The sequence below is a fragment of the Streptomyces sp. NBC_01591 genome, assembly GCF_035918155.1.
GTDB lineage: Bacteria > Actinomycetota > Actinomycetes > Streptomycetales > Streptomycetaceae > Streptomyces.
Genome location: NZ_CP109327.1, coordinates 8,282,592 through 8,296,355, shown reverse-complemented (window position 1 = coordinate 8,296,355; position 13,764 = coordinate 8,282,592). Strand labels below are relative to the sequence as shown.

Below are 13,764 nucleotides of genomic sequence, written 5' to 3'. Positions count from 1 at the left end.
CGTCGTGGTGATGGGCTGCGCCGGGTACCGGGTGTGGAACGGGACACCGTATCCGGCGACCGATCCGGACCGGGTGGCTGTCCGGCTCGAACAGGAGGCACAGCGGGTCCACGACGACCGGCGAGAACGTCACCGACATGGGCTTCAGGTTCGAGCGCCCGGACACCGCCTACATGGTCGGCGTGGACTGGCACCGGCCCACCGGAACGCTCGCCGTCGTGGTTCACGCCCCGTGCGGGAAGCTCCCGGACGGCTTCGACGAGTACGCATGGCCGGAGGCCGCATGGAGCCCCGAGTGACGGTTTCGCAGGGCAGGTGCTCGGCGACTCGCACGGCCGACCGGCTCTCGCCGCTCGTGGTGCGTTGTCACAGGAGTGCGCCGGGCACTCCCCGGTGCGGGGTCAGTTGCGCGATCCGGGCCAGGCGGCGCAATGAGTCGACCAGAGCCGCACGGTCGTACGTACTGGTCGTCACGAGCACCTCGTCGGCGCCGGTCTCCTTGATGGCCGTTTCGAGCTCCGTGACCACTTGGTCCTCCGTGCCGTGGAGGTGGCCGCGCAACCCGTTCTCGTAGAAGCCGCGCTCCTTCTCCGTCATCGTCCGCGCCTCGACCCGCTCGGCGGGGGCGAGCGGCGGGAAGACGCCGTGGGTCCGGGAATGGGCCATGGACCACGCTTCCGGGATCAGGAGCCGACGGGCCTCCTCCGCGCTGTCGGCGAGCGCGATCGTCCCGGCCACGACGACGTAGGGCTCCGCGGCCCAGGAGGAGGGGCGGAATTCCTGGCGGTAGCGTTCGACGGCTCGCAGCAGCTTCTCCCGGCCGCGGAGGTCTCCGATCACCAGCGGCAGCCCCGCAGCGGCCGCGATGCCCGCACCCTCGCCGGTGGCCAGCAGGAACGGGGGGATGCGCAGACCCTCGGTGGGAAGGGCATGCACCTGCGGGTGGGCCCGCTGTGTACCGTCCAGCCAGCCGAGCAGTTCGGTGAGCTGCCCGGCGAAGTCCTCGGCGGCGGACTTGTCCCGTCCGAGCGCCCTGCGGATGCCGTCGGTGAAGCCCACCGAGCGGCCGAGGCCCATGTCGATCCGGCCGGGGAACAGGGACTCCAGCACACCGAACTGCTCGGCCACCAACAGCGGTTGGTGATTGGGCAGCATGACGCCGCCCGTACCGACCCTGATGGTGGATGTGGCAGCCGCGACGGCTGCGGCCAGCACGGTCGGCGCCGAACCGGCGACACCCGGCACACTGTGGTGTTCGGACACCCAGAACCGGTGGAATCCGAGCGCCTCCGCCTCCTGGGCGAGGCGCACCGAGTCGCGCAGTGCCGCCGGGCCGTCGTGCCCCTCACGGATGCGGGACCGGTCGAGCACGGAAAACCGGGTGGATGCGATCACTGAGCTCACACCGTTGTTCAACGTCCGGGGCGCGTCAGCATTCCCCCGGTCCCGTACGGCGTCCTGCCGGTACGGAACCGGGGGAACGGGGAAACGGGGCCGGACCTTCCCCGGCCTCACTCCAGGGGGTAGATATCGCCACTCGCCATGCCGCTGACCTGCTCACTCTCCGATTCGATCCTGCGGGCCTTCTCCTTCAGGCGCCGGCGTTCCTCCGGGTCGGTGGCGCGCTCGGCCTCGTCCTTCAGGTTCTTCGCCTTGGCTCGCATCTGTTGCACACGATTGCGGAGTTCGTCCGACTCACTCATGGTCACTCCTTGGATGTGCGGGCCCCGCCACGGAACCCGGCGTCGCCCGTACGGGCCCCGGCCGATCTGTCAGCCCCGGGACCGGTGCCATGGACATCTGGACGCGGCCGCGCGTGACCGGCGGGCATTGGCGCCCAGGAAACCGAGACCGATGCCCAGCATCCAGAAGTCCTTGGCCATGGGGACGCCGTTCTGGGTGGGCCGGAGGCTTCCGGGCTCCCGCATTCCGGGAACCCGGAGATACAGACCGATCAGGCCCCCGGAGAACCCCGTCAGCGCCAGCCCGGCCAGTCGGGTCGGCACAAAAGGGGCGAGCAGCGTTCCACCGACCGCGATCTCCGACCAGGCGAGCAGCCGGGTGAATCGCTCGGGCTCGATCTTCTTCAGGAACGGGTAGGCGACACAGGCCATGCCGTGCAGGCCTTGGGCCGTCTCCGCGTCGGCCTTCAGCTTGCCCAGGCCGGAGTTCAGGATGAACGCACCGGTGGCGAGGCGAGGGGGGACATCACGCGGTTCGAGAGTCGTCGTCATGGCAGCCTCCGTCCCGTACTGGGCCCCTCGTCGAGCTTAGCCAGTGGGCGCCTGTACCGCTTCACAAGGAGGGACCCGGCCGCGGGCACGGCGTTGTTCCGGATTCAATGATTCAGTCCGCTGCGGGCCCGGCCGCCGCGGCCGCGTTGCCCACCACCGTGACCTGCCGCCCCGGCCCGTGGTCTGCGAGGTGGTGCTCAGGCAGCTGCCGGACGACGGATCGGTGACCGTGGGAAGGCCGCCCGTATGGGCCACGCCCGCCTCGGTGCCGACCGGCTTGCAGTACGTCACCGTGATCCGCTGGCCGCAGCCTGCCGGGAGGTAGGGCTCGATGAATCCCTGATCGGCGCTCTTGAGCCGGCCCGAGGCAGACGGCAGCCCGAAACTGCCGATGTGGGCCACCGCCGCCCCTGTCGCCGTCTCGACGACGTCCCCGGTCATCAGCTGCGTCGCCCCGCTCACGGAGGCCCGCTTGAGCACCAGGTAGACGCCGGATGCGTCCGGCGCGGAGTCCACGGCCCTCGGAAGCGTCAGCGTGGTCACGGGCGTGGGTGCGTTCGCGGTCCAGCGGAGGGTCGGCGTCGAGGCCCAGGACTGCCCCCGCCGTCCCGACGGCGAGCAGCGCGGTGGCGGCGAGGACCGTGCCCGACTGGTGCGGGGGCTGCGCGTCAGCATGTAAGCGATTGCCATACGACGCAAGAGGCTCTCAAATGTTTCTGTCTTTTACTATGGCCAGGGCATATGGCGGCGACAGTAACCGCTGACATTCGTCGGCATTACGGATGGAGTCGGCGACGTCAGCCAGGGCGGTTCCGGCCCCATGGCCACGTACAGGCCGACGCAGGGCCGCAGCCCTGCCGTAGCGGCAATGTCGACTTCCGTTGATCTCGGAGCAACCTCGGACGCGCGACCGTCGTCTTGATCCACAGCAAAGCGGTTCGCCGCAAGCGGCAAGCCGACGTCCGACCCCCCAAGAGCACCCGAGTCCGTCCATCAAGGCAACTATGCACTACATGTATACATGGAGCGTATAGTTGCTCCTGCCTCGATCCGGCAGTGCACGAAAGGCTCCCATGCACAGCAAGGCACTGGCGCCCGAGTACCAAGGCGCCCTCACCAAGATGTCGGTGAACTCCTCTCTCACAGATGTACTGGCAGAAGGAGTACGGCACTTGAGGGAGGCCGAACTCTCCGGTTCGCAGCAGGAGGTGGCCCGGTGCGGGCTCGCCGTGGCCGAGGCGCACCGCAGGCTCGGCAACGTGGCGGAAGCCGATCGGGCCTGGAAGGCCAGCTACCGGTCCGCCCGCTCGGCCGGTGACCTCGGGGCAATGGCCTGGGCACTGTGGAGCGGGGGGACGCTGGCCAGACAGCGCGGTGAACTCAGGCTCGCCTTCCGACTGTTGGGGCTCGCGGCCGACATGGGCAAGCGCGGCGGGGACATCGTCGCCCGCGGCTACTCCCTCGCCGGCCTTGCGGAGACCGGTCGAATACAGGGCGACTACCGGACCGTTGCTGCACTGCACGAACAGCTGCTCGCCGAAGCACGCGCGCGAGGCGAGGCGCGTCACACCGTGTGGGCGCTGGAGGGAATCGCGCAGATCCACCGCAACACGGGCTCGCTCGACACGGCCCTGGCCATGTTCGAGGAGGCGGCCGAACTCGCGGGCAACGCGGACGACCGGCGCGGCCGGGCGTGGGCCCTGCGTGGCATGGCCGACATCATCTCCCTGCGGGACGCCGATCCGGAGCGTGCCCTCGCCCTGTTGGCGGAGGCCGAACTCACGTGCCGCGAGATGAAGTTGTCCAGTGCGCTCGCCTACAACCACAAGATGCGCGCCAACGTCCTCTTCCGCGCCGGCCGGTACGAGGAGGCGCGCGGGGTGTACGAGGAAGCGCTCGGGGAGTTCCGCGCCATGACCGAGCCCCGGGGTGAGGCACTGGCCCGGCTCGGGCTCGTCAAATCGCTGGCCCGGCTCGGCCGCGACCGGAACGACACCGCAGCGGATCTGAACGAATTGCGCCGCACCCTCAGCCGGATCGGCCTGCTCAACGCCCGCGACATGGTGGACAAGGCGTACGCCGAACTCGGCGTGGTGCCGGTCGACGGCGACACGGACGAGGAGAGCGGACGACGATGACACCACCGCCCGCAACCCGACTGGCCGCGGCGCCGGAGGTGCTCGCCCGCTGTCGCGACCTCGTGCGCCCGGCGCTCGCACAGGCCGTGCGGCGCCTGCATCCGTGGCACGCGGAGATGGCCGCCTTCTCCCTCGGGTGGGCCACGGCGGACGGCAGCCCCGCCCCGGGCTCACAGGGCAAGGGGATCCGCCAGACCCTCACGCTGCTCAGCGCCGAGGCCGCCGGCGCACCGGCGGAGGACGCGGTCGTCGGCGCGGTCGCCGTGGAACTGATCCATGTCTTCTCGCTCCTCCACGACGACATCATGGACGGCGACGAGACCCGCAGACAGCGTGCCACCGTGTGGAAGGCGTACGGAACCGGCCCGGCGATCCTCGCAGGCGACGCACTCTTCGCGCTGGCCGTGCAGACCCTGGCCGACTCCCCCGGAAGGCACAGCGCGGCGGCGGTCCGTCATCTCGCCCGGACGCTGACCGACCTGGTACGCGGTCAGGCCGACGACCTGCTCTTCGAGTCCCGGCCGTGGATCGGGCCGGAGGCGGTCCAGCCGCACGAGTACCGGTGGATGGCCGAGCACAAGACAGGTGCGCTGCTCGGCTGCGCGGCCGGTCTGGGCGCGGTGCTCGCGGGTGCCCCGGCCACTACCGTCGACGCGCTCGCCCGGGCGGGCCGGCATCTCGGGGTGGGGTTCCAGGCGGTGGACGATCTCCTCGGGATCTGGGGAGATCCCGAGGTCACGGGCAAGCCCGTGCACAGCGATCTGCGCCGGCTGAAGAAGACGTACCCCGTCCTCTCGGCCCTGGCCGCGGACCGTCCCGCCGCCCGGCGGCTCGCCACACTGCTCAGCTCCGGAAACCCGCTCGACGGCACCGGCGCCCGGCGGGCAGCCGAACTCGTCGAGGAAGCCGGCGGTCGCTCCGCCACCCTGACCGAGGCCCACCAGCAGCTGGACAGCGCTCGCCGCAGCCTGGAGACTGTTCCGCTCGCTCCGGCCGCGCTCGACGAGATCCTCGCGCTCCTCCCGTTCCTCATCGACCGCACCGGGTGATCCGGGTCCGGCCACCGGTCTCTTCCTCCGCGGCCCGTCAGCCGGTGGGCCGGATGCCGCCCGTGCCACCGTCGGCACGGGCGGCGTCGAGGAAGGTCGTTCACCCGGCGTCGTGGAAGACGAGACCGAGGGTGCGGCGCCGACCGGTGCGGACGGTGCTGACACCGTGCCTCATGGGCGCGGTCGACCAGCCGCGCTTGGAGGCGACCGGCCGGTCACGGGTGGTGAAGACCAGCCCGTGACCCTGGAGAAGAGTGGTGGCCGATCCGCGGGACTGTGCGCGGGGGCGCTGTTCGGTCATGACGAACTCACCACCGGTGTAGTCGGTGCCGGGCACGTCGAGACCGATGACGACCTGGAGCGGGAAGACCATGTCGCCGAACACGTCGCGATGCAGGGCGTTCCAGTCTCCGGCACCGTAACGCAGAAGGATCTGGGCGGACTTGGACTGCCCGGCCTCGTGACACATGCCGAGCCACTCGGCCAGCTCGTCGGGCCACGGCGCACAGGTGCCCAGCTTCGCGGACCAGTCACGGGCGATGCGCAGCAGGTGCGGATAGAACGCCTCCCGCAACTCCCGTACCACTTCGGGCAGATCGTGGGTGAAGTAGCGGTACTGCCCGGAACCGAACCGGTGGCGGGCCATGTCGACGGTGGAGCGGAAGCGTTCGGTCTCGTCGTACAGAGCGGCGGTCTCCCGGCACTGAGCGGGGGTGAGCAGTGGCCCCGTCGGGGCGCTGCCGTATTCGGCGATCTCGTCGGTGAGTGCGGTCCAGTCGGTGGCGTCGACCAGGTCGCGCACCGTTCCGGCCGGGTGTGCTGTGTCGATCATGGGTCTGGTTCCTGGTTCCTGGTTCCTGGTTCCTGGTTCCTGGTTCCTGGTTCCTGGTTCATCGGTACACGGGCTCCGGTGCCGTAAATGCTGGCCGACCCCGGACGCCGAATCTGGCGCTATTCGGACATTGCGCTCCGCGACGCGCACTGCGCGGCAGCGGCGTTCTCCCGCTGGTACGGCCGTACGGGAGACTCGCCCGGCCCGGCCGACGGGCGACCTGGCCTCTCGCGCCGGTCCCGCCGGACGTGCGACGGATAAAGGACACCGTGCGCTGCGATGCGGGGGGTGCCGGATGCCTGCACAGCCGCTCGACGACGCGACGCTGAAGGAGCTCGTCGCCGATGCCACTGCCGCCCCGTCCATGCACAACGCCCAGCCCTGGCGGTTCGGGTTCCGGCGCTCCAGCCGGACTCTCACGCTCCGGGCGGAGTTCGACCGTGAGATGCCGGAGGCCGACCCCTCGACTCGCGGCTTGCATGTGGGGTGTGGCGCGGCACTGCTCAATCTCCGGGTGTCGGCGGAGCACCGGGGCCTCGACGCGGTGACGACGCTTGTTCCGGTCCCCGCCGATCCCTCCGTCGTGGCGGCGGTACGCCTGGGGGAACGCCCCGGAGCCCCCGAGAATCCGGCGGCCGCGGCACTCGCCGCTCTGCACCCCGCGATCCCGCAACGTCACACCAGCCGATTTCCGTTCGACGACCGGGCGATCCCCGACGACCTCCGCGCGCACCTCACCGAAGCGGCCCACGACGAGGGGTCCGACTTCGCGTTTCTGCCGCCGAAGCACCTGGAGAGAGTGCTCGTAGTGATCCGGGACGCCGAGGGCTTCGACCTGAGCGACCCGGCGAGGGAGGCGGAACAGCGCTACTGGACCCGGGACACAAAGGTGGAGGCGCCGGTCGACGGCGTCCCGGACCACGCCTTCGGCCCCACCGACGCATCGGGCAGAGCCCTCAACCGGGATTTCGCAGGCACGGACATCGTCCCGGGCCGGGCTCACGTCCCCTTCGAGGGCCGGCCGCAGCTCGCCCTGCTCCGAACCGCGCGCGACCGCCCGGCGGACTGGCTGCGTGCCGGTCAGGCCCTGGAGCGCGTCCTGCTCACCGCCGTGCTGCACGGGCTCGTCGCCTCGTTCGCGACTCAGCCCCTCGAATGGCCGGAAATCCGGCATCTCCTGCGCGACCCGGCCCTCGGCACGGGCCACCCGCAGATGATCGTGCGCCTCGGATACGGACCCGACGGGCCGCGCACGCCTCGCCGCCCCGTGGCCGAGGTGCTGACGGTCGAGCCCTGACGGCCGGACACGGTGCCGGTCCGGGCTGTAGGCCCCTGAACACAGCGGCAGCCGACGGAAGTTGTGCGCCCCGCGCATACCTCTGCACGCCTCTGGTCGCTACTTCCTCATCGAGGATCAGGGGCTTATTCTGCTGCGTCGGTCGAAAGAGCAACGGAATGGATGTTGGCATGAGGGAGCAGTTGGGGGCGGCGGACTCCCGCCAGGCCGGACCGTACCGGCTCGTGGCCGCGCTGGGGCGAGGGGGCATGGGGCGAGTGTTCCTGGGCCGGTCCCGCGGCGGCCGGCTCGTCGCCGTGAAGGTGGTCGACGAAGCGCTCGCGGGGGACGAGGAGTTCCGGCGCCGCTTCGCGCAGGCGACACAGGAGGCCCGCAGGGTGGGGGGCTTCTACACCGCGCAGGTGGTGGACGCGGACCCCGACGCCGACCCGCCGTGGCTGGCGTCGGCATACGTCCCGGGCCCTTCTCTCGATGAGGCGGTACGCGCGCACGGCCCGTTGCCGTACCAGGCCGTGCAGGTGCTCGGCTCCGGGCTGGCCGAAGGTCTGGCCGCGATCCACACCGCGCAGCTCGTGCATGGCGGCCTGAAGCCGAGCAACGTGATCCTGGCCGATGACGGGCCGCGGATCACCGACTTCGCCCTCGCGCGGGCCCTGGACGCCGCGCATCCGTCGATGACGGTGAGCGCCGAGCACGGCGCGTTCATGTCGCCCGAGGCGGCGCGCGGGCAGCATGCCGGACCCGGGTCGGACGTCTTCTCCCTCGCCGGGGTGCTCGTCTTCGCGGCCACGGGGCACGGGCCCTTCGCGGGCGGTGTGGGGGCCGAGGTGCTCCACCGCATCGTCAACGCCGAGCCGGACCTCACCGGCGTCCCGGACCCGCTGGCCGGGCTGCTCGCGGCGTGCCTGGCGAAGAATCCCGAACAGCGGCCCAGCCTGGGCCATCTGCTCCAGCAGCTTGCCCCGGGCGATGGGCAGGGCGCCGGGCAGGACACCGGGTGGCTGCCGCCGCCGGTCGCGGCCATGGTGGACGGACAGCGGACCGTCCCGTCGGCGAACCCCATGCGGCGGCGGGCGTTCCTGGCGGGCGGAGTGGCGGCGGCCGCGGCCGTGGCGGTTCCCGTGGGGATCTGGCTCAGCTCCGGCTCCGGCTCCAGCGACGGAAAAGGAGCGTCCGGGAGCGGGTCGAAGGGCGGGGGATCGGCCGAGGAGAAGCCGGCCGGCCCGAAGCTCACGCCGACCGAGACCATCGACATCGGCAAGACCGACGCCTCCATCCACCTCGCCTACAGCCCGGACGGCAAGCAGCTGGCCATCGGCCTCAAGAGCAGCGTGACGCTGTGGGACTCGGCTTCCCGGTCGAAGATCGCCACGCTGACGCCGAAGGCCGAGGGGCTGCTGGCCCACTGCGTCGCATTCGGCGGCGACGGCCTGCTCGCTCTCGGCTATCTGAAAGCACCGGCCCGGGACAACGACTTCCAGATGGGCGCCGGCGGGGTCACGGTCTGGGACACCGCCTCGCGCAAGGAGATCGCGGCGCTCTCCGCACCCGCCAAGGGCAGCAGCCTGTACCCGATGCAGTCGGTGGCGTTCAGTCCGGACGGCAAGCTGCTGGCCGGAGCCCGAAGCGGGCCGCGCGACAGCTTCGGCGAGGTTCCGCTGTGGGACGTACGCTCCGGGAGGAAGGTCAAGGACCTGGTCGTCGGAGCGGGCAAGGGCAGCAGCATGAACGCGGTGCGGAGCGTCGCGTTCAGCCCGGACGGCAGGATCCTTGCAGCCGGGTACGGCGGCGAACTCAAGGGCGGAGTAGTCCTGTTCGACACCTCGTCCTGGTCGCCGATCGCGACGCTGCCGCTGAACGACACGGATGCCTTCGGGGTCACCACCGTGGCGTTCGCTCCCGACGGCAGGACCCTCGCCGGTACCTTCGGCGGGATCGCTCTGTGGGACGTCGCCGCACGGAAACTGACCGCCAGGATCGGCGCTGCCGCCGACCAGATCCAGAGCATGGCGATCAGCCCGGACGGCTCCGCCGTGGCCGGGGCCGGCGGCGGTCACGCGGTGGCAGGCCATATCGCTCTGTGGGACCTGGCGTCGCACAAGGAGATCGTCTCCGTCCCGGCGGGCCGCAGCGGCGTCGGCGACGTGGTCTTCCATCCCGACGGCCGTACCCTCGCCACCGCCTACACCAATGCCAAGATGCTCTCCACCGTGCAGCTGTGGACCGTCGAGTGACCGACCCCATGGCGGCCGGAGACCCGCGCCGCGTCGGCCCCTACCGCCTCGTGGGCAAGCTCGGACGCGGCGGCATGGGGCAGGTGTTCCTCGGCCGGTCGCAGGGCGGCAGGATGGTTGCGGTGAAGCTGGTGAACCCGGAACTGGCCGAAGACACGGAATTCCGGCGGAGGTTCGCCCTGGAGGCCGAGGCGGCCCGCAAGGTCGGCGGCTTCTACACCGCCCAGGTCGTGGACGCGGGCGTGGACGACGATCCGCCGTGGCTGGTCACCGCCTACATTCCGGGACCGTCCCTCCAGCAGGCGGTGCGGACGCACGGCCCGCTCCCGTACACCGCGCTGCGGGTGCTCGGCTCCGGCCTGGCCGAGGGGCTTGCCGCGATCCACAACTGCGACCTCGTCCACCGTGATCTGAAGCCCGCCAACGTGATCCTGGCGGACGACGGGCCACGCGTCATCGACTTCGGGATCGCCCGTGCCCTCGACTCGGCACACCTGACGGCATCGGTGATCGGCACACCCGGCTTCATGTCCCCCGAGCAATGCCTCGGCCGCGAGACCGGGCCCGCTTCCGATGTCTTCGCCCTCGCCTGCGTCCTGGTCTACGCGGCCACGGGGCGCAGCCCGTACGGGCAGGGCGGCGCGGCCGCGATCCACTACCGGACCGTGCACGAAGCCCCCGACCTGACCGGTGTGCCACCCGAACTCGTCCCGTTCCTGGAGGCATGTCTGGCCACGGAGCCGGAGCGTCGTCCGACCGTCACCGAGGCCCTGGAGCGGCTGGCAACGTCGACGGACGACACCGAGTGGCTTCCGGCGGGTGTGAGCGCGATGGTGCGCGAACGCCGCGCGGAGACGAAGGTGCTGCCGCCCGACGAGGTCCCCACGGATCCCGGCAACGGCGGCTCGTCCCGGTGGCGCGGACGGCTCGCCCTGCTGGCCTCCGGCGGCCTGGTGCTGACCGCGGCCGCCGTCTGGGGCGCCGTGGCCTGGCTCGCCCCTCCCGACCGGACGGACGACGCCGCCGCCGCCGGCCATGGCAGCCCCCGGGCAACACACAGCGGAGAACCGGCCGCCGACAGTACCGACCCGTGCGACATCATCGACCGCGACATCATCCAGGAAAGCGTGCTCGTGGATACAGGTACTCCGGGCGGGTACAGCAGTGGCTCGGAGACCATGAAGTCCTGCAAGTGGCAGACAGCCCAGTTCGGCGACCCCGACACCGACATGGACGGCTTCTACACGCTGGTGTACGCACCGAACCGTATCGAGGTGATCCGCAAGGACCGCCGGCCCGACCCGGTGGACCTCTCCGGCATCCCGGACGCGCAGGCGTACTCCAACGAGTCGGAGTCCGGCTGCGAGGTCTCGTGGCCGACGTCCTTCGGCTACGCCATCGTCTTCGGCACCGAAGGAGACAACTTCCTCGCAGGGGACTGCGTCGTCGTGGCGAGGTTCGCCCAGGCAGTCTACCCGAAGGTGCCCAAGTAGCTGCACAGTATGGCCAGTTGCCGCGCCACGTCACCCCGGGCGCGCCGAGAGTGGTGGCGACAACCGTGCCGCGTCAGAGCTGCGGCCGGCCTTCGGCCCGGCTTGTGAGGCGGAGGGTGTGCGTGGCGGCAACGCGGATGGCGCGAGCGCCTTGAGACGCCCGTCGACTGCTCAGCTCGCGCAGGATCGGGCGTGGGGTTCGCGGGTTCGCAGCCAGCAGGACGAGGACGTCCGGCGCGCCGGTTGCGGCGAGTGCGGCGGCCGCCTCGGCCTCCAGGAACGGGCTGGACGCGTCCCTGCGGTGCTCGCGGCGCCGGAGCGCGTCGGAGACGCGCGGGTCGGTCGAGTCCCGGGCGCGGGATTCGAGCAGTTGGCCGCGACCCCGGACCCGGCGAGGTGACCGGCCAGGCTGGTGGTCAGGTCGACCACCGCCGCCTTCGCCGCCGAGTACTCGACCATGTTCGACAGCGGAGCCGTCGCCGCCCGGCTGCCCACGTTGATGACCCGCGCGCCCCCATCCGCGCTCTCACATCCCCGGCGTCAGGGCCCGGATCATCCGCACCGCGGACAGGACGTTGCCGTTCATCGCCTCCGGGCCATCGCCGCACCGATTCCCCCCGTGCTCGCCGTCACCATCGCACGTCGTCCCGCAAGCCCGAGATCCATATCTCCCGAGGCTGGTCGCCACCTGTGACATCCGGCTCCGATCGGCGGGACACACCCACCCCGACTCCGCCCCCGCACGGCCACTAATTCGTATTAGTACCTTGACTTCTTCCATCGGCGGGTTCGAAGCTGAGCGCCACCCACCGTGAACACGCATGAGTGAGGACGCCATGAGTGAGATCACCCGCAGAGGGTTCGGCCGCATGGCCGGGCTGGCAGTACTGGCCGCAGGATTCACCGCCGGGACGGGAGGCGTGAGCCGGGCCGCCGCCGCCACGGCCCAGGAACCGTTCGAGCTGCGCCACCTCAGTTCGTTCGAGCAGCGGCGCTACTTCACGTACCCCACCCACAACGGCTTCGTCGACGCCGACCGCATCGTGCTCGGGCAGCGGGAGACCGGGGCCACGAGCCTGTGGGAGGTGAATCTGCGGTCCGGCAAGGAGCGGTTCCTGGCACGGTTCGCCACCCCGGCGAACGACCGGAATCCGTTCGTCTGGTGGAACATCCACTCCGGACGCCTCGTCACCTGCGCCGAGAACGCGATCTGGCTGATCGATCTGGCCGACCCCGCGCCCGTAAAGCTCTATTCACCGCCGCCCGGCCGCGCGCTCAGCGTCGTCGTCAATCTCCACCCGGCGGGCGACCGAGTGCTGTGCAGCCACTACCCGGCACCGATCACCGCCGGCCCCACCACGGCGGTGGAGATCGAGCTCGGCGACGGCCGGGTCAGAGAGGTCTTCTCGGGGGAGGTGCTCGCCACGCACTTCCAGTACAGCGCCCACGATCCGGAATGGATCGGCTACGCGCTCGGCGGCAACATCCACTCCTGGGCCCTGCATCCGGTCCACGCGCCGCACGGCAAGATGATCTGGGACCAGGCCGCTGCGGGCGTCCCGGTCGGCACCCACGGCGTGTGGAAGTCCCGCGCCGATACCGGGTGTCTCGTCGTGGGCATCGGCGGCAGCTCGTCGGGGCTGTGGGTGGTCCACCCGGACGACCGGCCGGACCGGCTGCTGGCGCCCGGCCCCTCGGGCGCGAACGGCGCGTACAACCACTGCGACCTCACCGCAGACGGCCGCTGGGCGGTGACCGACACCAACGGCCGCAACGGATCGGCACGCGGACAGGTGGGTGCGGTGGCCCTGGTGGACCTGACCGGCGTACACCCGCCGCGCACGCTCGGCCTGGCGGGCTGGGGGTCAGCCCATCCTGCCCATCCGCATCCGGCCTTCTCGCCCGATGGCCGCCTGGTCGCCTACACCGACACGGAGGCCGCCACCGACCGCACCCGTGTGGTGCTCTGCGACTCGCACGGCAGCTGGACGCCTCGCCCCCTGGACTGGGTGGCAGAGGCGGAGGAGCTTGCGTTCTCCGCATCGGGTGGCCGCGCCGAGGTCTTCACCGATCCCCAATGCGGCGCCGGTCACGGGCTGTTGTTCACACCGGCCGCCCCCGGCGATGCGCTGACCTGCGAGTTTCAGCAGCCAGGCCCCGGTCTGCGCACCCTGCGATTGCGGGTGAAGCGGCACTACTCCCGGGGCATCTACCGGCTGTCGGTGAACGGCACCACGGTCGGAGAGCCGCTCGACCTCTACAGCCCGGTCGTGGCCTACGCCGAGCCGGAGTTCGCCCAGGTCCCGCTGCGGGCGGGACGCAACACGCTCCGCCTGACCCACCTCGGGCAGCACGCCGACAGCACCAGCGTCCCCGGGACGTGTGCCATCGACCGCATCGGCGTGCGCCACGCCGACTAGGGTCTTTCGTCTGGATCAGGCCGGATCAGGGGGCGGGGTGTGCCGGGCCCCGCGACAACCGGCCCCC

14 protein-coding genes are annotated in these 13,764 nt (G+C 71.1%); 8 read left to right on the top strand and 6 right to left on the bottom strand.

Features of this window, described 5'->3' with window-relative positions:
• Nucleotides 1-137: 137 nt before the first annotated feature.
• Nucleotides 138-299 (top strand): hypothetical protein, encoded by a 162-nt coding sequence (locus OG978_RS38420; protein WP_326769643.1) that lies wholly within the window; start codon nucleotides 138-140, stop codon nucleotides 297-299.
• Between the two features lie 67 nt (nucleotides 300-366).
• Here the strand turns inward: OG978_RS38420 and OG978_RS38415 are convergent, their stop codons facing one another.
• The 4 genes from OG978_RS38415 to OG978_RS38400 all read right to left on the bottom strand — a co-directional run bounded on the left by OG978_RS38415 (nucleotide 367) and on the right by OG978_RS38400 (nucleotide 2,777).
• Complete coding sequence (locus tag OG978_RS38415) at nucleotides 367-1,404, bottom strand: MsnO8 family LLM class oxidoreductase (protein ID WP_326769642.1); 1,038 nt, start codon at nucleotides 1,402-1,404, stop codon at nucleotides 367-369.
• A 107-nt stretch (nucleotides 1,405-1,511) separates the two neighbouring features.
• Nucleotides 1,512-1,703, bottom strand: a complete 192-nt coding sequence (locus OG978_RS38410) for a DUF6381 family protein (RefSeq protein WP_326769641.1) — start codon at nucleotides 1,701-1,703, stop codon at nucleotides 1,512-1,514.
• A 69-nt stretch (nucleotides 1,704-1,772) separates the two neighbouring features.
• Nucleotides 1,773-2,234, bottom strand: a complete 462-nt coding sequence (locus OG978_RS38405; protein WP_326769640.1) for a hypothetical protein — start codon at nucleotides 2,232-2,234, stop codon at nucleotides 1,773-1,775.
• A 36-nt stretch (nucleotides 2,235-2,270) separates the two neighbouring features.
• Nucleotides 2,271-2,777 carry a hypothetical protein gene (locus tag OG978_RS38400; RefSeq protein ID WP_326769639.1) on the bottom strand — a complete coding sequence of 169 codons (507 nt, stop codon included), beginning with the start codon at nucleotides 2,775-2,777 and terminating at the stop codon, nucleotides 2,271-2,273.
• A gap of 4 nt (nucleotides 2,778-2,781) precedes the next feature.
• Here OG978_RS38400 and OG978_RS38395 point away from each other — a divergent pair, with 4 nt between their 5' ends.
• From OG978_RS38395 to OG978_RS38385, 3 genes are all read left to right on the top strand, one after another.
• A complete protein-coding gene (locus tag OG978_RS38395; protein ID WP_326769638.1) occupies nucleotides 2,782-2,913 on the top strand; it encodes a hypothetical protein in 132 nt (43 codons plus the stop codon).
• Nucleotides 2,914-3,307: 394 nt separating this feature from the next.
• Complete coding sequence (locus OG978_RS38390) at nucleotides 3,308-4,372, top strand: tetratricopeptide repeat protein (RefSeq protein ID WP_326769637.1); 1,065 nt, start codon at nucleotides 3,308-3,310, stop codon at nucleotides 4,370-4,372.
• Entirely contained in the window at nucleotides 4,369-5,421 is a 1,053-nt protein-coding gene (locus OG978_RS38385; RefSeq protein ID WP_326769636.1) for a polyprenyl synthetase family protein, read from the top strand. Before OG978_RS38390 ends, OG978_RS38385 begins: the two co-directional genes overlap by 4 nt.
• Nucleotides 5,422-5,521: 100 nt before the next feature.
• Here OG978_RS38385 and OG978_RS38380 read toward each other — a convergent pair whose 3' ends face one another.
• The gene (locus OG978_RS38380) at nucleotides 5,522-6,253 is read right to left on the bottom strand and encodes a 2OG-Fe(II) oxygenase (protein ID WP_326769635.1); all 732 of its coding nucleotides are present in this window, start codon (nucleotides 6,251-6,253) and stop codon (nucleotides 5,522-5,524) included.
• A gap of 295 nt (nucleotides 6,254-6,548) precedes the next feature.
• Between OG978_RS38380 and OG978_RS38375 the strand changes: the two genes are divergently transcribed.
• From OG978_RS38375 to OG978_RS38365, 3 genes are all read left to right on the top strand, one after another.
• Complete coding sequence (locus OG978_RS38375; RefSeq protein ID WP_326769634.1) at nucleotides 6,549-7,550, top strand: Acg family FMN-binding oxidoreductase; 1,002 nt, start codon at nucleotides 6,549-6,551, stop codon at nucleotides 7,548-7,550.
• Nucleotides 7,551-7,720: 170 nt separating this feature from the next.
• On the top strand, nucleotides 7,721-9,784 hold the full coding sequence (locus OG978_RS38370) for a WD40 repeat domain-containing serine/threonine protein kinase (protein ID WP_326769633.1): 2,064 nt from the start codon (nucleotides 7,721-7,723) through the stop codon (nucleotides 9,782-9,784).
• On the top strand, nucleotides 9,769-11,277 hold the full coding sequence (locus OG978_RS38365; RefSeq protein ID WP_326769632.1) for a serine/threonine-protein kinase: 1,509 nt from the start codon (nucleotides 9,769-9,771) through the stop codon (nucleotides 11,275-11,277). Before OG978_RS38370 ends, OG978_RS38365 begins: the two co-directional genes overlap by 16 nt.
• A 171-nt stretch (nucleotides 11,278-11,448) precedes the next feature.
• On the opposite strand, the gene OG978_RS48500 is transcribed toward OG978_RS38365, so the two are convergent.
• Nucleotides 11,449-11,736, bottom strand: coding sequence for a hypothetical protein (locus OG978_RS48500; RefSeq protein ID WP_442817805.1), 288 nt, complete (start codon nucleotides 11,734-11,736; stop codon nucleotides 11,449-11,451).
• Nucleotides 11,737-12,113: 377 nt separating this feature from the next.
• On the opposite strand from OG978_RS48500, the gene OG978_RS38360 reads away from it, so the two are divergent.
• Entirely contained in the window at nucleotides 12,114-13,697 is a 1,584-nt protein-coding gene (locus tag OG978_RS38360; RefSeq protein WP_326769631.1) for a hypothetical protein, read from the top strand.
• Nucleotides 13,698-13,764: the final 67 nt, after the last annotated feature.

Coding starts and splice junctions, on each gene's coding strand:
- OG978_RS38405 (WP_326769640.1), bottom strand. CDS start 2,234: ATGACGACGACTCTCGAACCGCGTGATGTCCCCCCTCGCCTCGCCACC.
- OG978_RS38420 (WP_326769643.1), top strand. CDS start 138: ATGGGCTTCAGGTTCGAGCGCCCGGACACCGCCTACATGGTCGGCGTG.
- OG978_RS38380 (WP_326769635.1), bottom strand. CDS start 6,253: ATGATCGACACAGCACACCCGGCCGGAACGGTGCGCGACCTGGTCGAC.
- OG978_RS48500 (WP_442817805.1), bottom strand. CDS start 11,736: ATGGTCGAGTACTCGGCGGCGAAGGCGGCGGTGGTCGACCTGACCACC.
- OG978_RS38370 (WP_326769633.1), top strand. CDS start 7,721: ATGAGGGAGCAGTTGGGGGCGGCGGACTCCCGCCAGGCCGGACCGTAC.
- OG978_RS38390 (WP_326769637.1), top strand. CDS start 3,308: ATGCACAGCAAGGCACTGGCGCCCGAGTACCAAGGCGCCCTCACCAAG.
- OG978_RS38360 (WP_326769631.1), top strand. CDS start 12,114: ATGAGTGAGATCACCCGCAGAGGGTTCGGCCGCATGGCCGGGCTGGCA.
- OG978_RS38375 (WP_326769634.1), top strand. CDS start 6,549: ATGCCTGCACAGCCGCTCGACGACGCGACGCTGAAGGAGCTCGTCGCC.
- OG978_RS38385 (WP_326769636.1), top strand. CDS start 4,369: ATGACACCACCGCCCGCAACCCGACTGGCCGCGGCGCCGGAGGTGCTC.
- OG978_RS38410 (WP_326769641.1), bottom strand. CDS start 1,703: ATGAGTGAGTCGGACGAACTCCGCAATCGTGTGCAACAGATGCGAGCC.